At 43.9% G+C, this 21,711-nt stretch carries 15 protein-coding genes; 7 read left to right on the top strand and 8 right to left on the bottom strand.

The window, feature by feature from the left end; translation table 11 throughout:
- Window positions 1-294 precede the first annotated feature (294 nt).
- The gene (locus N477_RS02900) at window positions 295-5,829 is read right to left on the bottom strand and encodes a two-component regulator propeller domain-containing protein (RefSeq protein ID WP_063361102.1); all 5,535 of its coding nucleotides are present in this window, start codon (window positions 5,827-5,829) and stop codon (window positions 295-297) included.
- A 244-nt stretch (window positions 5,830-6,073) separates the two neighbouring features.
- Between N477_RS02900 and N477_RS02905 the strand changes: the two genes are divergently transcribed.
- A complete protein-coding gene (locus N477_RS02905; protein ID WP_063361103.1) occupies window positions 6,074-7,594 on the top strand; it encodes a response regulator in 1,521 nt (506 codons plus the stop codon).
- A gap of 4 nt (window positions 7,595-7,598) precedes the next feature.
- On the opposite strand, the gene N477_RS02910 is transcribed toward N477_RS02905, so the two are convergent.
- The gene (locus N477_RS02910; protein ID WP_063361104.1) at window positions 7,599-9,329 is read right to left on the bottom strand and encodes a CocE/NonD family hydrolase; all 1,731 of its coding nucleotides are present in this window, start codon (window positions 9,327-9,329) and stop codon (window positions 7,599-7,601) included.
- A gap of 208 nt (window positions 9,330-9,537) precedes the next feature.
- Between N477_RS02910 and N477_RS02915 the strand changes: the two genes are divergently transcribed.
- Window positions 9,538-11,652, top strand: a complete 2,115-nt coding sequence (locus N477_RS02915; RefSeq protein WP_063361105.1) for an alpha-amylase family glycosyl hydrolase — start codon at window positions 9,538-9,540, stop codon at window positions 11,650-11,652.
- Window positions 11,653-11,670: 18 nt separating this feature from the next.
- On the opposite strand, the gene N477_RS02920 is transcribed toward N477_RS02915, so the two are convergent.
- The gene (locus tag N477_RS02920) at window positions 11,671-12,540 is read right to left on the bottom strand and encodes a LysR family transcriptional regulator (protein WP_063361106.1); all 870 of its coding nucleotides are present in this window, start codon (window positions 12,538-12,540) and stop codon (window positions 11,671-11,673) included.
- Between the two features lie 101 nt (window positions 12,541-12,641).
- Here N477_RS02920 and N477_RS02925 point away from each other — a divergent pair, with 101 nt between their 5' ends.
- On the top strand, window positions 12,642-13,019 hold the full coding sequence (locus tag N477_RS02925; RefSeq protein WP_063361107.1) for a YybH family protein: 378 nt from the start codon (window positions 12,642-12,644) through the stop codon (window positions 13,017-13,019).
- A gap of 42 nt (window positions 13,020-13,061) precedes the next feature.
- On the opposite strand, the gene N477_RS02930 is transcribed toward N477_RS02925, so the two are convergent.
- Window positions 13,062-13,526, bottom strand: a complete 465-nt coding sequence (locus N477_RS02930) for a CreA family protein (RefSeq protein WP_063361108.1) — start codon at window positions 13,524-13,526, stop codon at window positions 13,062-13,064.
- 198 nt (window positions 13,527-13,724) lie between these two features.
- Between N477_RS02930 and N477_RS02935 the strand changes: the two genes are divergently transcribed.
- A complete protein-coding gene (locus N477_RS02935) occupies window positions 13,725-14,477 on the top strand; it encodes a hypothetical protein (protein ID WP_063361109.1) in 753 nt (250 codons plus the stop codon).
- Here N477_RS02935 and N477_RS25875 read toward each other — a convergent pair.
- Window positions 14,474-14,626, bottom strand: coding sequence for a hypothetical protein (locus N477_RS25875; protein ID WP_155731772.1), 153 nt, complete (start codon window positions 14,624-14,626; stop codon window positions 14,474-14,476). The genes N477_RS02935 and N477_RS25875 overlap by 4 nt on opposite strands.
- A gap of 152 nt (window positions 14,627-14,778) precedes the next feature.
- Here N477_RS25875 and N477_RS02940 point away from each other — a divergent pair, with 152 nt between their 5' ends.
- Window positions 14,779-15,534, top strand: coding sequence for a hypothetical protein (locus N477_RS02940; protein ID WP_063361110.1), 756 nt, complete (start codon window positions 14,779-14,781; stop codon window positions 15,532-15,534).
- On the opposite strand, the gene N477_RS02945 is transcribed toward N477_RS02940, so the two are convergent.
- Window positions 15,531-17,324, bottom strand: coding sequence for an ABC transporter transmembrane domain-containing protein (locus tag N477_RS02945; protein ID WP_063361111.1), 1,794 nt, complete (start codon window positions 17,322-17,324; stop codon window positions 15,531-15,533). The two genes, N477_RS02940 and N477_RS02945, sit on opposite strands and share 4 nt — an antisense overlap.
- A gap of 265 nt (window positions 17,325-17,589) precedes the next feature.
- Here N477_RS02945 and N477_RS02950 point away from each other — a divergent pair, with 265 nt between their 5' ends.
- Window positions 17,590-18,636: a PLP-dependent cysteine synthase family protein gene (locus tag N477_RS02950; protein ID WP_063361112.1), complete on the top strand. Its 1,047-nt coding sequence runs from the start codon at window positions 17,590-17,592 to the stop codon at window positions 18,634-18,636.
- A gap of 82 nt (window positions 18,637-18,718) precedes the next feature.
- Here N477_RS02950 and N477_RS02955 read toward each other — a convergent pair whose 3' ends face one another.
- The gene (locus tag N477_RS02955; protein ID WP_063361113.1) at window positions 18,719-20,125 is read right to left on the bottom strand and encodes an alanine/glycine:cation symporter family protein; all 1,407 of its coding nucleotides are present in this window, start codon (window positions 20,123-20,125) and stop codon (window positions 18,719-18,721) included.
- A 202-nt stretch (window positions 20,126-20,327) separates the two neighbouring features.
- Here N477_RS02955 and N477_RS02960 point away from each other — a divergent pair, with 202 nt between their 5' ends.
- Window positions 20,328-21,275 (top strand): bile acid:sodium symporter family protein, encoded by a 948-nt coding sequence (locus tag N477_RS02960; RefSeq protein ID WP_063361114.1) that lies wholly within the window; start codon window positions 20,328-20,330, stop codon window positions 21,273-21,275.
- Here the strand turns inward: N477_RS02960 and N477_RS02965 are convergent.
- Window positions 21,272-21,706 (bottom strand): hypothetical protein, encoded by a 435-nt coding sequence (locus tag N477_RS02965; protein WP_063361115.1) that lies wholly within the window; start codon window positions 21,704-21,706, stop codon window positions 21,272-21,274. The genes N477_RS02960 and N477_RS02965 overlap by 4 nt on opposite strands.
- Between the last annotated feature and the right edge of the window lie 5 nt (window positions 21,707-21,711).

Genomic DNA, 21,711 nt, shown 5'->3' on the forward strand with positions numbered 1-21,711 from the left:
ACCAGTACGCCCAGCATTTTTAACAAAGATGCATTAATTACAATTTAAACGCGCTTTTAGCTGGGCGTACACCTCGTCAATCCTTGCCAACATACCTTGACCAGTACGCCCAGCATTTTTAACAAAGATGCATTAATTACAATTTAAACGCGCTTTTAGCTGGGCGTACACCTCGTCAATCCTTGCCAACATACCTTGACCAGTACGCCCAGCATTTTTCATAAATATCCGTCAATTTGACAATTCAAGATACGCATAGTTTTCCAATTTAGCGTCATTCCACTCGAGTTAGTCTTATACTTGCTCTGATACCATCAATTCAGGTTGAATTTTGGCCAATAGCGCCTTGGCAGCATCAAAGTCGTAATCATCAATTAAGCTCACCAGTTGCTGGAACGCATCAACAAATTTTGTACCTTCATACACAGGTAGCAATTCACTAACTAAATCAATGGCATCAGTATCATAATCTTCAAGTAATACTGTTAGTTGTTCCAACATCTGTGCGACTTGTTGCTCCGTTAAGGCACTCGATTGAGGTGATGGTGATTTAACCTCATTGGACTGATTATTTAACACCTGCTGAATCGCAAAGATTAAGGGCTCCAATTTTTCATGTACTTGATTCAACGCAGATGCATGTGGCTGTTTATCGGCACACAACTGTTCCAACTCACCTGCTGCGGCCTGTACCTGCGTCGCACCTATATTGCCTGCCGTCCCTTTTAAGGTGTGGGCACAACGCATCGGTGCATCAGGATCGGTATGTTGTTGCTCCAACGCCTCTTCAAAGTGCGCATGAAAATGCTGCTGACGATCAACAAAACGCTTGAGTAAGCGTTTAAATAGGGCTGAATCGCCTTGTGATATAGACTTGGCAATACCTGTGTCGATGCCTTCAATATTGGGATAATCCGTATCGTCCATCGCGATTTGAGGCTGTTCCGTATCAGTTTTAGGTGGCTTGGAAACTGAAATCCACTTTCGCAAAGTTGCAAACATTTTTTCGATATTGAGCGGTTTGCTAATAATGTCATTCATGCCACAAGCCAGCGCTGCATCTTGATTATCCATCATAACACTGGCGGTCATCGCGATTACCGGCAAAGACTCAAATTGGCTTTGCTCACGTATTTTGCGCGTCGCCGTATACCCATCCATCACCGGCATCTGGCAATCCATCAATACACCGTCGAACGTACTTTTCTCCAACATCTCCAACGCTTGCTGCCCATGTTCCGCCACATCAACTTCGATACCTTTGCTTGTCAATAAGGTTACTGCTAGCTCTTGATTTAAATCATTATCCTCTACTAATAACAGTCGAGCACCAGCCAGCTGATGTGCTTGCTCGTCGTGCTCGTGACTTTGCTCAGCTGGCTGTTCGATAAACCCAAACGCTCGCTGCATCGCACTATACACATCATCTGCTAAAAATGGCTTGAGTAAATAGCTCCCCCGCTCAATATGCTTCAAATAAGCGTCAACATTTTGCGCCTCATATAGAGGCATCAAAATACAAGGCATTGCGGGCTTGGCCTGCTGTACTTGCTGAAGGTAACCATCGGCCTGTTCAACACGCATATCAATGAACACCATGTCTACGGGCAATAATAAGTCACCTAAATCCGTCATATCGGCAGACGATACACTGCGTGATTCAATTTCAAAACGGGATAAGCAAGAGCCTAGATAACGGCTTGAACTGAAGTTATCATCAATGATCAGCGCTTGTGTCGCTGGTAACTTCTCTAGCGCTACAGGTTCACACAGCGCATCATCAAGTACCAGTGTAAAACTAAAAGTACTGCCCACGCCCTGCGCACTTTGACAATGGATCTCACCTTGCATTAACTCCACTAGCTTTTTACAAATGGCCAGCCCAAGTCCTGTACCACCATATTTTCTCGTCGTCGACGTATCGGCTTGAGAGAAAGAACTGAATAATTTCGCTTGCTGCTCTTGTGTCATGCCAATACCCGAGTCAACCACAGCAAACTTTAAGGTTAACTCTCCGGCCAATTGCTGCTCCACACGCACATCCACCAGCACTTCGCCACCCTGCTCGGTGAACTTCACCGCATTACTACCGAGATTAAGCAGTATTTGCGACAAACGCAGTGGATCGCCAATTAACTTACTAGGCACGTTGGGGTCAATATGCGCACATAGCTCCAACCCCTTCTCTTTTGCCTTCACTGCAATTAAATCTAAGCAGCTGCGCAAGGTCTCTTCTATTGAAAATTCTACTTGCTCAATATCTAGTTTTCCGGCTTCAATTTTAGAAAAGTCCAAAATATCATTGATGATGCCAAGTAAAGACTCTGCACTACGGTGAATTTTCTCCACATAGTTACGCTGCTTAAAATTCAGTTCTGTTTCCAATGCTAAATAGCTCATGCCAATAATGGCATTCATTGGTGTGCGTATTTCATGAGACATATTCGACAGAAAATCTGACTTCGCTTGGGTGGCACTTTCTGCGCGCTCTTTGGCTTGCTTTAGTGCAGCTTCTAGCCCTTTCGAGTCTGAGATATCCATATGAATACCAAACATTTCTTTGCGCCTGTTATCTTGGTTCACAAATACACTTTGTCCCATACTCAAAATCCATTTCCACTCTCCACTGGCGGTTTTCATGCGCAGTTCACAGCGGTAAGTGTCTGACTGCTTGCTAAGATGTGCCTGAAGTGCACTTTCTACCACTGCCACATCATCTGGATGAATAAGCTCCCGCCAACGCTTGATGGTGTTGCCATAGCGCAGCTCAAGCTCCCCTTCTTGATACCCCAGCATGGTCGACCAAATACCATTGGTGACGAGTAAATCACTTTGGCAATCCCACTCCCATGTGCCTGCATTGGCGCCTTGCATGGCCAAATCTAGCCTCTGCTCCGCCTCTTTGAGTTCGCTGTACGACAATGAATTAGCAAGTGCCACCGCGATATGGTTGGCAACAGAGCGCAAAACATTTAAATGCACTTCTTTATATGCTCGCGGTTTGTTTGACTGTACGGTAAATACCCCAATCACCTTGCCATCGACAATCAGTGGCGCACAAAATACAGATTTAGTCTGCTCACCATAGAGGTTATTACAGGCTTTGAGCCCCACTTTTTGCCAGCTCTCATCGCTTGCAGCATAAAACTCTTGACCACTAGATACGCAATAAACATCGGCACTGCTCACTACCTTGGTATGGCTTTCCAATGCCTCATAGAGCTCTCCTTGTTGCATGGCATAAATGTAATCTATGTAGCTTTTCTCAGGGTAAAACACACCAACGGCAAAAAACTCACAATGCAAGATATCGCTTAGGTGCGTGTAAATGGTTTCGCTGATCACATGCATATCGTAAGTAGCGGCAACTTCTTTGCCTACTTCGCCTAGAACTACAATGTCGCGCGTACGCTTTGCAATTTTACGCTCTAACTCAATGCTATTTTCACGTAACTGCCTAACTCTCAGCCAAAACCCAAGCAGTAAAGCAATCACGACTATGACCGGCATAGAAACTTGAAACCACAGGGTTTGATACCATGCTGGCACGCTTATCACCTTAAGCTCAATCCCAACCTGATTCCAAACACCATGATTATTGCTCCCCTGCACCCTAAAGCGATATTCTCCAGGGGGAAGCTCTCGGTAGTTAACAATATGCTCTGGTGTAATATCACTCCATTTATCATGATACCCCACCAACCAAGTACGATATCGGTTATCATCTGTTGCTTGAAAGTCCAGTGCAGCAAAGTGAATTGATAAATTTTTATCTTGATGGCCTAAGCGAATTTCGCCACTGTCAATTTCGATAGGATTACCATCGACAAAAGCCTGTGTAAATGCAACTGGGGGTGCACTGGTATTGACTTTGACATCTTTTGGGTTAAATCCCGTGATACCATCAATGCTGCCAAACAAAATTTGCTCGTCAGAGATGATAAAGGAGCGCGCCAAAAAGTGATGGTTTATCAAACCATCATTGGTGGTAAATTGATGAAAAATGCCGTAAATCGGATCGAACTTAAATACACCGCTGGCGCTGGCAAACCATAAAAAACCCTCTTTATCTTGGGCTATCGATTGCACGGCAAAATTTACCTGTGAGGCGGTATTGTCGTACTGTTTAAATTGTTGGGTCGCAATATCAAAACGCGTGATCCCTAAATTAGTAGCCAGCCAAATATAGTCGCCTTGCTGCATGACATGACTGACATAATTTCCATTGGGTCCTACTTGTTCGCCATGGGCGGTATATTGTTCGAAGTTGGAGGTAGCAGGATTAAGCCTAAACACCCCCTCTCCATCGCTACCTGCCCATATGTACCCTTCACTGTCATGAAATGTAAACTCTAGATCTTGCCCTTCGAGAAAATGTACGATTGCGTTATTACCCGCTTCCAGCTTTGTTAAGCCACTTCGTCCAGATAGGACTAACCACATACTGCCCTGCTTATCAAAACTAATGTGCTCTACAGAGCGGCGAGAATCCTCTAGCCATGACAGTGGAACTATGCTCAAAGATTTATTATCTTCATCAACACGATACACACCAAAACTTGTCGCAGCAAACAGTTGCCCATTAAGATCTCGAGCCATACTGTGTACACGTAATCGGTAGTTTCCCTGTAAGGTTTTTTCATCTGCAAATGGCGTGAACTGAGACTGACCATCAAAATGCACCAAGCCACGGCCTGTGCCAAGCCACACACCGCCCGTTTTGGCCTGTTCGATTGTCAGAACTTGATTGAATAGCCCTGAGAGTAACTGCTCACTTAAGAAATTTTGCCACGAAATAAACGCTGGAGGATTTGGAAAAACTTTTTGCACGCCGGAGTAGCGCGTAGCTGCCCATAATAAGCCGCTGTCATCAATCAAGATTTGTCTCACATCTCGATTTTGTAATAAGGTGAGCTCACCGTTTTCAATCACAGGCACAAATTGATTTTCTCGGGGCGCAAAACGATAAACTCCGGCAAAAGTCGCCAATAATATATCTTCATTAAAATGATGTAAGCGCGTCACGCTTGGCAATGCACCTGATGGAATATTATAAATTCGATACTCGGCGGTTTCCGGATTGAACAAGCCAAAACTGGTGCGAGTCGCTACCCATACCCTTCCTAAGGTATCGACTGATACCTGACGCACCTCTGCATGATCCAAAGAATTAGCTGCCACGCCAAAACCCTTAAATTGGCCAGTATCTCTGTCTAATCGGTACAAACCATTGGAGGTCCCTACCCAAATACCGCCTTTATTGTCTTCACTGATACTCCAAACCCGATCACTGCCCAAGCTATATGGATTATCTTGCTGCATCACGAAGCGCTCAAAACTTTGCTGATCTTCTTTTAAACGGTTGAGGCCACCGCCATTTGTGCCCACCCACAAGGTACCGTCTCGGCTTTCGAATAGCGTTTGTACTTTATTTGCGCCCAGTGAATGTGGGTTTGCCTCATCATATTTAAAATGGACAAATTGCTGCTTATCCCGATTAAATAAGTTTAACCCGCCGCCCCAAGTACCCGCCCAAAGCCGTCCCTGTTTATCAAACAAAAGCGCCCCAACACTGTTTGCAGAGAGGGAACTGTTGTCATTCGGATCATGGTTAAAACTGACAAATTGATAGCCGTCGTAGCGCTTTACTCCATCTGCACTGCCAAACCACATAAACCCTTGGGGATCTTTTGATACCGCGTAAATCTGCGGGTTAGCCAACCCGTTATAAGCGGAGATAGCCTCTACTTTAACCTCAGTGGTGCCTCTGGCACTTCCTACAAACACACATAAAACTAGCAAAACAAAATACAGCCGCCAAAGGCGCATATCTGACTCCTTGAATCATCTGAATGACACACTAAATCTTAAGGTTTCACCACGCCCAATTAGCATAGTGCGTACTTTTCAAATTGGGTAAGTGTATGCATAATTATTAGACACTTTTCGATAACATGTGCAAAATAAGAAGAAGTTAATTTTTGTCTATCAATCACTCAGTTATGCAGTCGCGTGCTAAGGACAGTCAATTAGCCAGTAATTCTCATTAAGCAAATTTGACGCGGAGAGCTCAATGACTTGGAGTGATAACCCTCAACCACTGACTGTGTTAATTGTGGAACCTCATGAAACCATCCGTTCCATGATAGCCAGTACGGCAAAAAAACTGGCGCCAAGCGTCACCGTTGTGCAAAGCTCTAACGGCGTAGATGCGAGAGAAAAACTCAATTACAACGACATACAACTAATCATCTCAGAGTGGAAACTGCCAAAGCTCGATGGCATTTCATTATTGCAATATGTGCGTAGTAACCCGCGCACAGCCCAGATCCCATTTGTTATGACGTCCGCCACCATAGATCAAGGCAATGTAATGCAAGCGATTCAATGCGGCGTATCCGAGTACATAGTCAAACCCTTCTCAAGTCAAATTCTGCTATCCCGTTTACAACGTGCATTGAGTAAGCCTGTTCGTCCCATGAAAGCCGAGGCGACTGAGCAAACAGAACAAAAAGAACACATTACACAAGTCTTAGTGGTTGATGATGTTGCTGATAACATTAAAGTGATCAGTGATATTTTGCGTAAAGATTACAAAGTAAAAGCGGCACTGAACGGTAAAAAAGCACTTCAAATATGCGCAATGGAGCCGCAGCCTGATTTGGTACTGCTGGATATTATGATGCCAGATATGGATGGTATTGAAGTGTGCAAACGCCTTAAAGCCGATCCTAATACGCAACATATTACGGTGATATTTTTATCTGCATTAGAGCAAACAGAGCATATCGTAAAAGGATTAGAATTAGGGGCTGTTGATTACATTACCAAACCTGCCAATCCCTCTATTGTTCGTTCTCGGGTAAAAGCCCACTGCCGTGCCATCGACTCTAATCGCCTCATGCGTGCACAAATTGATACCATGATGGAAAATGCAAAACTGAGAGATCAATTTGATACGGTAAACCAACAAGAAGTCGTTAACCCCATTAAAGAAATCCAAACCGCCAGCAACGCGCTATCAACCCATTTAAATGACCCGCAAAAAGCACAGCAATATTTAGACTTTATTCAGCAAAACTGCCAGCAATTGCAGTCACACCTAGATAATATGCAAGCGCTGCAAAAAATTGAACGTAACGAATATCCTTACAACCCGTCGTCACTGTCAGTCAATAGCATTCTCGATAAAGTGATATTGGGATTAAGTCACATCATCTCCAAGCAGCAAATAAAAATAGCCAATACCGTGCCTGATGGCTTGCAAGTAAAAGCGGAGCAGTCATTGTTGTTCGCTGTATTTACCCACCTGCTACAAAATGCACTCGAAGCCTCATCAAAAGACAAAGCAGTCACAGTCAGTGCACAAAGTGACAATCAATTTCATACCATCGAAATACACAACTCAGATGCGATTGCTCAGCCGATTCGACAAAACTTTTTAGACAAGTTTGTATCTCATGGTAAGGGAGCTCGTTCAGGCCTAGGTACATACACCGCCAAACTGCTCACTGAGCAGCAAAAAGGCTACATCGAGTATCGCAGCGATGAGCAATCAGGCACCTCTGTCTTTGTCAGTATCCCCATGGCGTAATCGTTTATTGACCAAGTGGCAGATTTAAAGGCTTTACCACATCGGCGCTTGAGTCTAACCATGGGATCTGAATATGGCTGGGAAAGTCATCGCTATGTAATATGCGTATCTCAGCGGCTTGCGCATTTGCCATGGTATGAAAGGCGACGGGTAATCCACTATTAAAGTGTTTTTGTTGATGCCACTTTGATGAGCGAACGAGAAACCGTAATTTACACCCCTGATTAATCTCTCTTGCGACCCAATCAAAATCATCAAATTTGACCGTGAAAGGCACATTGATAGGGGTTGAAACAGGTGAGGATAGCGTATCTCTATACTTAATGCGCCGCTGTGCTTGGCTCAAAAAACGCATTGCGCTATCTGGGCAGGCTTCAAAAGCCTCTAGATATACATCGGTATCGGCAACATTTATGCTAAGCCAAATGTGCGCCTCAAATTGACCAAATAGTACTTTATTTTGCTCCAGTGCCGGAGTTTCAAACGCTGCATAACTGCGTTGCTCGCTCGGTAAGTCCACCGAGCCTGTCATATCAAATTCCTTAGGCAAAGTAATCTCTTTTTTTGGATCATAGTTATAACTGCTGTATGGTACTGGACTAACGCTATGTTCCCCCTGATTTATTAGCATGCTTTGTAAAGAGACAAGTTCTATATTGGAGCCGGATCCCAGGCTATGCTGACCAAGCCACTGTCCTTTACTTTGTATGTACTGGATCACCGGCAGGTTTAAGTAATCAGGCTTGTTTTTCCCTTTCAATGCCCAATTAAACCAATCTAAATAAACCTTTGGCATATCAAGCATAGATTGGGGCTTAAACTGCGCTTGATGTACCTGCCTTTTAGGCATTCTCGTGCCACTATGATCCCAAGGCCCCATGATTAAAGAGTGTTGCTCAAACGCCTGTTGTTTTGCCCATTGCTGATGGTTTTTATAATATTTTAAAGTGCCTCGCTGATCGCCATCATAATGACCTGTTATCGACAAAATCGGCATTGATATTTCAGTATAATCACTCCGCTCTGGCACCATATTTTGCCAATATTTATCGTAATTTGGGCGCGCTAGCCAAGCTTGATAGACCTTGGATAAATGACTGTTATATTTATCTAAATCTTTAAATGCTGTGCCATTATTTTTTTGCTGTAAATATGCATTGCTCCAACCATCTCCTGAGCCATAGCGCTTACTCTCATCTTTGGATAGCACAAAGTCCAACCACGATATCGCGTAATCAGAAAAGATATTGTTTCTTATGGGAAAATCATATCCCGGATACACAGATGCAATGGCAACCATAGAGTGTAGTGAAGGCGGTCGGTATTTCTGTATCGCCCACTGCGCAAAACCTCGATATGAACCACCTAAAGTCCCGACTTTACCATTACTTAGTGGGTACTGAGCCAAATACTCAATGACATCGTAACCATCGTTCCCTTCATCAATAAAAGGCACAAATTGTCCAGTAGAATCGCCCAAACCTCTGCTATCTACCGCAACAAATATATAGTCATGTTGACTAAAGTATTCACCTCTCGACTTAGCTTCAGCTCGTCCATAAGGGGTAAATTGCACAATGACTGGAAACTTCTTAACTTGATCTTGGCCTTGTTCAGGCAAATATAGCGTGGCCGCCAATTGGGTGTTATCACGAAGCGGGATGAAAATATCTGTGGCAGCTAAAGGCGAAAATTGAACGCCCATAAAAAGAATAAACAATGCCAAAGCTCTCATAATCAGTCCCTAAAAAACACCCTAATAGATATGATATAACACATCAAAAATAACGAGGCAAATTTATCCGAATAGACTGAAACATCAAACTTTACGCCCACCAATGTGACTTTTGCATACGTATTCAGCACAGTTCTTCGCCAAACATGCTAGGTTAAAATTAAACTGGACAAAAAACACCCCAAGTGAACCTGCAAGGACATGCGATATGATAAAAAACATTCAACCCCAAACCTTTTACTCTCCAACTGCTGCACAATATCTGCTTGGCGGCGCGCTACTCTGCTGTACGCCAACGTTATGTTTGGCAACCGATGATGTGATGTTACAAGGCTTTTATTGGGATGTGCCTGTAGATGAAAAAAACAAAAATGGCATTTGGTGGGATCATTTAACTGAGCAGGCACCCAGCTTATCCCGTGCGGGTTTTTCCAGCATTTGGATCCCGCCACCTTCTAAAGGTAATTGGGGGATCATCGATATGGGCTATGGTGTATACGACCATTATGATCTTGGCCGTTACTTGCAAAAAGGCAGTATTGAAACGCGTTTTGGCAGCCAAAGTGAGCTAACAAATATGATCAATACCATGCAACACCATCAAATCGAAGTCTATGCAGATGTGGTACTCAATCATATCTACAGCAATGAACAAGACAGTGAAATTAACCCTGCGGTCAAAGCATATGCCATGAGCAAAGCCCACCAACATCAGCACGTTGCTTACCCTAGTAATGAAATTAGCTGGCAACTCAAAGGTGTACATGGGCGAATTTATATTAAGATTCAAGGCTATGGCTCTACCATGCCATGGACGCAACACATCAGCTCCAGAGGGTATAACCTGAGTATCACCGAGGCTAAAAATACCGTCACATCAACTACGATTTACATAGAGCAAGAACCAAATGACGGTAATTATGCAACTACCCGTCCTGGCAGTAACGCTTTTTCTGGTTTAAACACCACACTACGTGGGCGCATTATTGACCAAGCTGATATCGATGAATACTGGTTGGATGTACCACACAAAGCGGATTTATATATCAAGCTTAGCGCAAAGCAAGGAGACATAAATAGCCCCACAGCTTGGTTTGATGCGCCACAAAATAATGGCTTTTTACCAATCGAAGTGTGGCAACAAGACGCGCCCAATCAAACGGCCCAAAACATCACGCATACACATTTGTATGCTTATACCAATACTCGGATAACCCCACCAGCAAGACATACCGACGGTAATTACCCCAGTAGCGATGATGGCTGGCAATATGATGACTTTCACCCAGTGAATGGTGATGACTGGTTAGGAGAGCTGGGCAACGATGAAGTCATCACCAATACCAAGTTTTTTGGTAATGATACCAATACCTTTTCGCCACGCGTGCAGCAGAAGTTAATTGATTGGGGGAAATGGCTCAAAACACAGCATAAATTTGATGGCTTTCGACTCGATTTTGTACGCGGTTTTCAGCCAGAGTTTGCAGCAAAATGGGTCAATAGCTTGCCAAAAAGTCATGGTAAGCAGCCATTTGTCGTCGCTGAATATTGGGGCGGCGATAGCAGTATTAAGTCATGGATAGAGTCAGTACAAAGCGCGGGGGCAGATATCGATGCGTTTGATTTCCCTCTAAAATCAGTGCTTACGCAAATGAGCAATCAAGACCAAAGTTTTGATATGCGCGCACTCAATCATGCTGGGCTTGTACGAAATAATCGCGGTAATCATCTAGCGGGGACATCAGTGGTCACCTTTGTTGAAAACCACGATACAGGCAAAGAGCATGACAAATGGGTGCATAAAGATCATAAATTGGCCTATGCCTATATTTTAACTCATGAGGGAAAGCCCACGGTATTCTACTCCCATTATTTTGCGGTGAAACAGCACGACTATCATGACCCAACCCATACAACGACCGCACCTGTGAGTTTGCAACAAGATATCAAGCAATTGATGTTCGCTCGTAACACCTATATGGATGGCGGCTTAGTGGTACTTTCCGAGCAAGGTGCCCCGTATGGTGATGTGCAGCATGTCTATGTTGCAAGACGATTTGGAAAATACAACAAACAAGGTGCCATTGTTGTATTAAACAATCATGACGCCGAACGAAAAGGCGTATGGGTGACAACCCATGCAACCGGGTTTAGTGATTTAGTGGGTCAAACGCTCGTGAATGCATTCGATACGAATGACAGAGTCACCATCTACGATGATGGCAGAGGGTATTTTACGGCGCCCAGCCGAGGTTACACTGTTTATGTGCCGCAGCGAGACTTTGAAGCTTATAGCAACGCACAATCTCGCATCACCGATTAAAGATAATAAAATAACAGACTAGTCCATGCTCTGGGCTAGTTTGTTTTCAATCGCTTGCAAACATACTTTGATACTCATTGGTATTTGCTTATCAAATGTGTGCAGTGCAAATATCGGATTTGCCTTTAGACTATACTCTGGAAACACTTCACATATTTGCGCTGTGTACTCAGGCAACTTAAAATCCGGCACCAAGCCAATGCCAGCCCCTTGCGCTATCATGGCGAAGCACGTTTCAAACGTATTTACCTGGCAGCTAGCGCGAGTTGAAAATACTTTTTCCTGCCCTGTGGAAGAGGTAAAAACATGCTCTATGTGCTGATCTTGCCAAATATTAGCAATATAACGTAATGCTTCAGGAGGCTGCGTTTTTAAGAGTGCTGACGAGCCACACAACACATCTTTAAATTCCCCCACCCAACGTTGCTTCGCATCGCTGCTTTTCGACCGCCCAACACGAATTGCCAAATCGATATTTTGCGCTTGCAGGTCTAGTTGTTGATCATCAGCAACCAGCTCAAGTTCAAGCGCTGGATACTCAATACATACCCCAACCAGAGCGGGCGCGACTAAGGTCGTCATTAGCACGTTCGGTGCGGTTATTTTGACCTTGCCTTTGGGCACATCATTAAATTGTGCCGTCTCTAGCCAAGCTAACTGAGCAGTTTGATTAATTAACTTACATTGCTCATAAAACCCCTGTCCAGCAACAGTTAGGCTTTGCTTACGCGTTGTGCGTCGCAGTAGCATTACCCCAAGCGATTGCTCAAGCTCTTTTAAATGCTGGCTCAATACAGATTTGGATAACCCGAGGGCATTGGCGGCAGCTGTAATCGATCCACTTTCAACAATCTGTGCAAACAAAGACATATGCCGCAACTTATTCATTAATTGTTCTCCCAGACTAAACTGTGCGTTCTTTTTACCTTGTTTTTTAAATCTAATTAAATCGCTATGCTAAAACAAGTTTAATTTATCGGAGCAATCGAATGAACACTCACACAACGCAACTGGCACTTTGTAAAGCAGGTATTAGCGCATGGCAACAAGCTTTTAACCGTCAAGATGCACAAGCGTGTGCACAGCAATATACAAAACACGCCACGATGAAAGCACTGCCATTTGGAGAATTCACTGGTCGTGAGCAAATTGCACAGTTTTGGCAAGATATCATGGATCAAGGTTTTCACAGTGTCGACTACAGCGACGTTGATTGGCAACCGTCTCCTGAGGGTGGCTATATTCTGACTTCAAAATGGACCATGAACAAAGCCTATGGGGTGGTGCATAAAGAGCATTGGGTCATTGAAGAAGATGGCCATGCACGCCTGATATATGACGAGTTTGAAGTATTAGGCGAAAAGTAGTTGCTTTGTCATGGTCGAACTCAGTTCGACCATGACATCAATTTATTGCTCTGTCTTTGCAGTGATATAGGCGGAAGTGCCCCATAACGGCACCGTCGATAGACTGTGCTTAAAACTGCCAGATGTTTCTTTTGTGCTATATGATAAGTACATCAGCGTCTGACTTTTTGCATCATAAATTCGACGCACCTTCATGCTTTTTAAAAAAATGCTCTTGGACTTTTTAAATACCACTTCTCCAGATTTCGATTTACCAATACTGGCTATCATGGCAGCTGTGATCTCACCCGTTTGACGACATGAGATAGAACTATCACTTGGGTCCGATAAGCTTAAGTCAGCCTCAACACTGGCAACATGGCATGTAACACCTGTCACCACAGGGTCAATCATAGAGTCTAATTTAATGTCTTTTAGCGTAAATAACCCCAAAGAAACGTCACCAACCTCACTGTCTGAACACCCTGTGAGGAGTAGCCCCATTGCTAACACCATGTACTTTTTCATTGCCTTTCCTTTTTTGATAAGTCATCAACAAGCTGACTCTATGATTGCATCTAACCTCAACCTTCTCAACCTTGATGAAATGACGTGTTTCATTAAATCGCATATTTTCATTTCATTATGTTGCTATTACAGGAAAGTTCGATACCATCCACAATCGCGATAATTATCATTTAAAATCTCAAAATGGATCAGAAGTATATGAAAAGATGTGCTGCAGCTTTGACCTCCTTAATCGTATTAACTGGTTGCCAATCGACACCACCAGAAGCGGACCCAGGTTCTGTGCGCTTAGATAGTCCAGAAGTCCATAGCCAGCCCTTCAATGTAAAATTGGCAATCGGCACAGATAAAGGTCGCCCCATTCCAATCGGTGATGCCCCGCTTGAGTCAAATGAATCAGATTTTTATGCCAGTGCAGAGATGTCTCTAGGAGGCGGCTTTTCTGCAAAATATCAAGTGGGCAAAGCAGTCAAATGGTCTGTAAAATACCAATTTTCCGGACAACATGCAGAAACAGCACAAGCTGGCAATATCTCTCATGCAATAGCTGTAGGATACTTATCCGATCAAGAGTCAGGTTATGGAGAATATAAGAATCACAACTCCGCTACAATTCGTGGAGATTGGGAACTTGACCATGACTTTATTGATATTGCATGGATAACGGGTTATCGCTTCTCAGAAGACGCGCTTATATATGGCAGCGCATTTTATCAATTTGGCGAAATCGATGGTGCTTTTTATAACAGCTGTAGCGGACCACATACGCCTGAGTGCGCCCAAAACCACTTTTCAGATGATGGCTCTGCATATGGCCTCAGCGTGGCCGTAGAATATGCATTAACTAGGTATTTTCTGTACTCAATGGAAGTAAGTCACAGCCGCTTTAATTGGTTTAATCGCAACGAAAATGACACCCTCGTTAATGGTAATTTTATCTACCAATTTTAAGCAGTAATTCGCTCAATACTCTGTACTTTATCAAGCTGCAACTCACATACACTCAGATAAAGTACAGAGCTTTCAACTAGCCCCTGATGTGTGCCCATATCAACCATTTGACCCTTATCTATTACCACAACCACACGCGCATGGGTCACCACCTTACCTCAATCGGCACAACCTGACTAAATAGATGTAGTTTTTCATTAAATGAGCTATTTTCAATTCACTTTGTTGCTATTAAAGGAAAAAAAGATACTATCCACACCGTGATAAATATCATTAAAAATCTCAATAGGAATTAAAAAATATGCAAAAATGCACAGCAGCTTTGGCATCTTTATTCATACTCACAGGCTGTAACTCAACGCCTGAAGCTGATACTGGCTCGGTGCGACTAGATAGCCCAGAAGTGCATAGCGAACCTTTCCATTTTAAATTAGCTTTAGGATTAGACAAAGGCCAGCCAATTCCAAAAGGGGATGCCCCGCTGGGTTCAAATGATACAGGTCTCTTTATTAATGCTGAAACCACTTTAGGGGGCGGCTTTTCAGCCAAGTACCAAATCGGAAAAGCGATTAAAGCAACATTGAAGTACCAGCTATTTGGGCAACATGCTGAAACAGCACAAACGGGCAATATCTCCCATGCTGTTACGCTTGGATATCTGACAGACACAGAAACCGGTCTCGAGACAAAATACCCTAACAAATACACACCAGAATTAGACAAAGACTGGAAACTTACACAGGATCTGATTGATATTGCTTGGATAACAGGGTACCGCCTATCTCCTGATGCATTATTATATGGCAGTATTTTTTATCAAACCGGCGACATCGATGGTGCGTATTATAACACTCGCTGTAAAGACAACTACGCACCTGAATGCGCTCAAAGCTATTTTATCGATGACGGTTCTGCTTTTGGACTAAGCATCAGCTTGGAGTATGCGTTTACTAAATACTTTCTCGGCTCGATAGAAGCTGTTCACAGTCGCTCAAATTGGTTCAATCGTAACGAGGACGACACACTAGTTAACGGTAAACTGACCTTCCAGTTCTAAATAGTGTGACTCTCAATACTCTGTGCTTTATCAAACTGTAATTCGCATAACTTTTGATAAAGCGCGGAGCTCTCAAGTAACCCTTGATGCGTCCCCATATCAACAATTTGACCTTTATCCATCACCACGATCACATCTGCATGAGTCACAGTTGCCAAGCGGTGGGCAATAATCAGAGTTGTCCTGTTTTGCATTAATTCATTGAGTGCTGCTTGCACATGAAATTCACTCTGCGCATCCAATGCACTGGTGGCTTCGTCTAATAACAAAACATCTGGATCTTTTAAAATAGCACGCGCAATAGCGATGCGCTGTTTTTGACCACCAGATAATCTAACACCTTGCTCCCCTAAGAAGCTGCCATAGCCATCTGGTAATTGCTCGATGAAGTCATGAGCATGGGCGCGCTTCGCAGCCTCTATCACTTGCACATCAGATGCGTCAGGGTTACCGTAACGAATGTTATGCCAAACGTCAGAGCTAAAGAGCACAGGGTGCTGTGGCACCATGCCCATTGAGTGGCGTAATTCGGTCAGTGATACTTGCGTTATCACTTCATTGTTAAACTCAATTGCCCCTTGCTGAGGATCGTAAAAACGCTGTAATAGCTCAAACAAAGTGGTTTTACCTGCACCAGATGGGCCAACCAAAGCCACGACTTTTCCTTTCAAAATAGATAAATTAATATCTTTGAGTGCAGGTGTATCTGGCCTTGAGGGATAGTAAAAATCCACATTTTTAAATGCAATACTCACCTCATTTCCATGATGCATTGACTTTGGCTCGGCCACATCTTTAATTGCACTATCAATTTGCAATAGTTCCAATAAGCGACTGGCTGCGCCCGCTGCGCGTTGCAACTCGCCGTACACTTCTGCAATGGTTGCTACCGACATCGCCACCATAATGGCATAAAAGATAAAAGCGCCTAACTCACCGCCTGTCATGCGCCCTTCAAGCACATCCATGCCACCGACCCACAGCATCACACTGATGGCACCAAAAGTCAGGAAAATCACCGCCGCGATTAAAAAAGAACGCTGCTTAATACTTTGCCTTGCGACATTAAACGCTTTCTCTACCTCACCGCCAAAAGCGTGTTTTTCTTTTTCTTCGTGGGTGTAACTTTGCACCACCTTGATATGTTGAATGATCTCACCTGCATAGGTACTAATATCCGCGATGGCACTTTGATTGTTCTCCGACAGCTTGCGTACCCGTTTACCAAAAATCATAATAGGTACTAGTGTCAATGGCACACAAGCAACCACCAACAAAGTCAGTTTAATATTGGTGACAAGTAACATGATTAAGCCGCCGAGCAACACCAAAGCACTGCGCAGCGCCATCGAAAAAGAAGACCCGACGATGGATTGCAGCAAAGTCGTATCTGTTGTCAAACGTGACATCATCTCGCCACTGCGGTTTTCTTCAAAATAACTCGGATGTAAATGCACAATTTGATTAAATACCGCTTTGCGAATATCCGCACTGACACGCTCGCCAAGCCAGCTCATCAAATAAAAACGACAAAATGTACCTACAGCAACTAACGAGATCAAAACCACTAATCCAGAAATGGCTTGTGTTAATTGCTCTTTAGAGCCAGCGATAAAACCGCTATCAATGACAAATTTCACCCCCTGACCAATGGACAAGTTAAGACCTGCGGTAATTAACAAGACCAGCAGTGCTAACAAAGCAACCCACTTATACGGCTTAATAAACGCAACTATGGGTAGCAAGCTCGTAATGGCTTTTTGCTGTTTTTTTGGGGGGACATCGCTCAATTTATTTCCTTAACCTAGATGAATACGCAGGCAGACACGTCAACTTATGGTGCTCAGTGTGCCATATTCACGGCATGATTAAAAAGCACCCGAGGCTTGGGTGGATATTAATTTGCTACAAAAAGTAACAAGGGAAACAACAAGCCTATCTTTGCATGCAAAAATAAAGCTTAAATTATCTCCAAATTAGATATAGAATAAGTTATAACCAAAAAGAATAAATAAGATTTTTCATCTGGGTAACGCACTATAGGAGTTCATAAATATGAAAAACTGGGTAAAGCAAAGCATTGCGAAAATAGAAGCCGATCAAAATCGTTCTGCAGACACGCATTTGTTCAAGTATCCACTACCACAGTTCAACGATATTTATTTATACCTTAAAGACGAAAGCACCCACCCTACTGGTAGCTTAAAACACCGCCTTGCCCGCTCATTATTTTTGTATGCGCTGTGCAATGGAAAAATAAAAGAGGGCACCACCGTCATCGAAGCGTCCTCTGGCAGCACTGCAGTGTCCGAAGCCTACTTTGCACAAATGATAGGCGTGCCTTTTATTGCCGTGATGCCGGCATCAACGGCACAAAGTAAAATAGATCAAATTCAATTTTATGGCGGGCAATGCCATTTTGTTGATTGCGCCACACAAATGCATGATACCGCCGCCGCGCTTGCAAAGCAGTGCGATGGCTATTTTATGGATCAATTCATGTACGCCGAACGGGCGACAGACTGGCGTGGTAATAACAACATTGCAGAAAGTATTTTTAATCAAATGAAATGCGAACCCTACCCAGTGCCCAGTCTAGTTGTCATGGGTGCAGGCACAGGCGGTACCTCTGCAACACTTGGCCGCTACATTCTGTACAAAGGCTATGATACCGAGCTCATGGTCGTCGATCCGGAGTTTTCCGCATTTTATCAAGGCTATACGGCACATGATGACACCATTTGTACAGGCCGCTCTAGTCGTATCGAAGGCATTGGCCGACCCAAAGTTGAAAAATCTTTTCAGCCCGATGTCATAGACCATATGATGCAGGTGCCGGATGCCGCCAGTATTGCAGCGATGTTATGGCTTGAACAATTTACGGGGCGTAAAGCTGGGCCATCCACAGGCACCAACTTGTGGGGTGCTTTAACAAGTGCAGAAAAAATGAAAAATCAAAATAAAGGCGGTGCCATCGTCACTTTAATTTGCGACAGTGGCGAGCGCTATTTAGATACCTATTACAATCCAGAGTGGGTTAAAAATAACATTGGTGATATTACGCCGTATCAGCAACAACTCGCTGCGTGGTTCAACACTTAACGACTTTTAGCAGCGGGCAAGGCTACCGCTGCTAGCTAACTTGCGTTAATACGCTTTGCTAGCTAACTTGCGTTAATACGCTTTAATCCCAAACCCCGGGCGCAGTGTTACCTTGTATGGTTGCATCACCACGGTGGAATTCGGGTTTCACACCCGCTCGCTTTTTATCCAAATAGTCCTGAGTCAGACTTTTTATTGTTGGCGTGAGTAACACAACAGCATAAACATTTACCAAGGTCATCAACCCTAAAGACATATCTGCCAAATTCCATACCTGCTGCAAACTGGCATTTGCTCCCCACACCACCATAGCAAGATAAATACCTGTATAGCTTAACCTACCCAAGGTATTGTCGAGTTTAAAAAAGTGGAGATTACTCTCAGCATAGGCATAATTAGCGACCACAGAAGTGAATGCAAATAGCGTAATAGCCAAAGCAATAAAATCATCTCCATATTCACCAAAATGCACCGCCATCGCTTGCTGCGTCACACTGATCCCCGCAATCTCTCCACTGACGCCCCCCCCAGCAAGTAATACGATCACAGCAGTACAGCTGCAAAGTACAATGGTGTCCACAAACACGCCCAGCATTTGGATATAACCTTGTACGACCGGGTGGTTTGGGGTCGGAGCAGCCCCGGCTGCTGCATGGGGGACACTTCCAGCGCCCGCCTCATTAGAATACATGCCACGTTGGATGCCACTTTTGATTGCAGCTCCCAAGGCCCCTGCAGAGGCTTCAGTTAGCCCAAACGCAGACAGTACAATATCTGCAAAAAGCCCAGGCAGTAGATTAAAATTGATAATGCTGATGAGAATGGTCGTGAATATAAATGCAGCCCCCATCCAAGGCACTATTATCTCTGCAAAACGGGCTATTCGCTTGAGGCCACCCAGCACAATAACGCCCGCAATACCTGCTATAATTAACCCGCTAAGATAAGTTGGTATGGCAAATGTGTTATTTAATGCCTCCGCCATGGTATTTGCCTGCATCGCACTAAAGCTGGCGCCATAACCCAAAAATAAGCACAGCGAAAACAACACTGCGAGCCATGTTTTACCAAGCCCAGATCGAATATAGTAAGCTGGCCCACCTCGAAACTCTTTGTGATTATCTTTTACCTTATAAAGCTGCCCTAACACACTTTCGGCAAACCCAGTTGCCATCCCAAGTAGTGCAATCACCCACATCCAAAAAACGGCACCACTGCCGCCTAAAGAAATAGCCATCGCAACACCTGCCAAATTCCCAGTCCCCACACGGGCACTTAGCCCAGTACACAGAGCTTGAAATGAACTGATCCCGTTGGGGTTTGCACTGCCACTGTCTCTTGTAAGCGAAAACATATGTTTAAAACCCGTGAATTGAACTGCACGCAATTTATATGTAAACCAAAAACCTGCAAACAGAAGCACATAAACCAGGAGCTGCCATTCCCCCCATAACAATTTGATTATGAATGCCACAATCTGCTCGACCATAGAGTTTCCTATCACTGTAAGTGCCATCCAATACACATCAAATTTAATGAAGTCGAATGAACATGATTGACTAAGGTTTACTGCTTGTTAACATAACAGCGGAGTGAAAAATATACAAATGTACAAATAGTTGCGCTGCAACACACTCATTCCACAATTTCGCGATTCAATGATCAAATTAATCAGTTCAAATGAGAGCTCTATGTTAAATCGAGTCATTCAACTTTTCCCTCTGTGGGCACTCTTGCTCAGTGCCATTGCCTATGTCAGCCCAGATTCCTTTACTCCCTTTAAATCTGCCATCATTCCACTGTTAACTGTGATCATGCTCAGCATGGGTCTCACACTCACTTGGTCAGATTTTAGTAACGTGATTAAAGCACCAAAAGCCATTATGCTGGGTGTGCTACTGCAATATTTAGTCATGCCCTTAGTGGCATTGGCCATTGTTTATGCGTTTGGATTAGATGATACATTGAGTCTTGGCATTATTCTGGTGGGCTGTGTAGCGGGTGGCACAGCAAGTAACGTGATGTGTTTTTTGGCCAAAGGAGACGTTGCTTTATCCATCACGATGACGGCCACCAGCACCTTATTAGGTGTTTTAGTCACGCCATTTTTAATCTCATTGTATGCCCAGCAGCTAGTGGATATTCCCATCCAAGCGATGATTTTAAACCTACTTAAGATAGTACTTGCGCCTGTGCTCATTGGCTTGCTGCTCAATACCTTGTTGCGAAAACAAGTGGCAAAAATACAAGCTGCTTTACCACTTCTATCCATGTTGGCCATCGTCTTTATCATCGCCATCATTGTGGCGCTCAATCAAGCACAACTTTCTTCGGTGGGACCTGTGATTTTATGTGCAGTTATTGTGCATAATGGCATTGGCTTGTTAAGTGGCTATTGGGCAGCAAGGTGGTGTGGATTTCAAGAAGTCGTCTGCCGAACCATTGCCTTTGAAGTTGGCCTACAAAACTCGGGACTAGCAGTGGCTTTAGCAATGAAGTTTTTCTCACCGGCAGCGGCCATTGCGGGAACTATTTTTTCAATTTGGCATAATATCAGTGGGTCGATGCTAGCAAGTTTCTGGAGCAAACAAGCCTTGCCTGACACAACCCTATCGGAGCAAATTCGAAGCAAGGATTAATCAGCTAGCTGCTCCAGCTTGAGTGCAACATGCGTTGAGACCGCAAACCCCAGTGTGTGGCGGTCTTTTTTCGGTTCACAAAATAAGCGATAGTTGTTGGCTGGCTCAAAATTAAAAATCCCTTCCACACTGCCCTTATATTGCTTATTGGCACAGGATGCTTGGATACGATAGACCCCAGGTGAGACCTTCATGCTATCAAACTTGGCACTCACATAAGGCAGCCGCCCGCTGAGTTCCTCGCCTTGTTCATTCCAAATGAATTCAATTTTAGCGAGATAATCATGTGCATACTGACGAGGGCCTTGTTCTAAAACGATGTATGCTAAACGCGCCTGCTCTGTCCCTTTTGGATTATAAGTAAAAGGCGCTGCTTGGCATCCGACAAGTCCAATAGCGATAATAGCCAGTGCACACGTCCTTTTTCGCATTTTAC

Origin of the sequence: Pseudoalteromonas luteoviolacea H33-S, from assembly GCF_001625695.1 — a bacterium.
Lineage (GTDB): Bacteria > Pseudomonadota > Gammaproteobacteria > Enterobacterales > Alteromonadaceae > Pseudoalteromonas > Pseudoalteromonas luteoviolacea_B.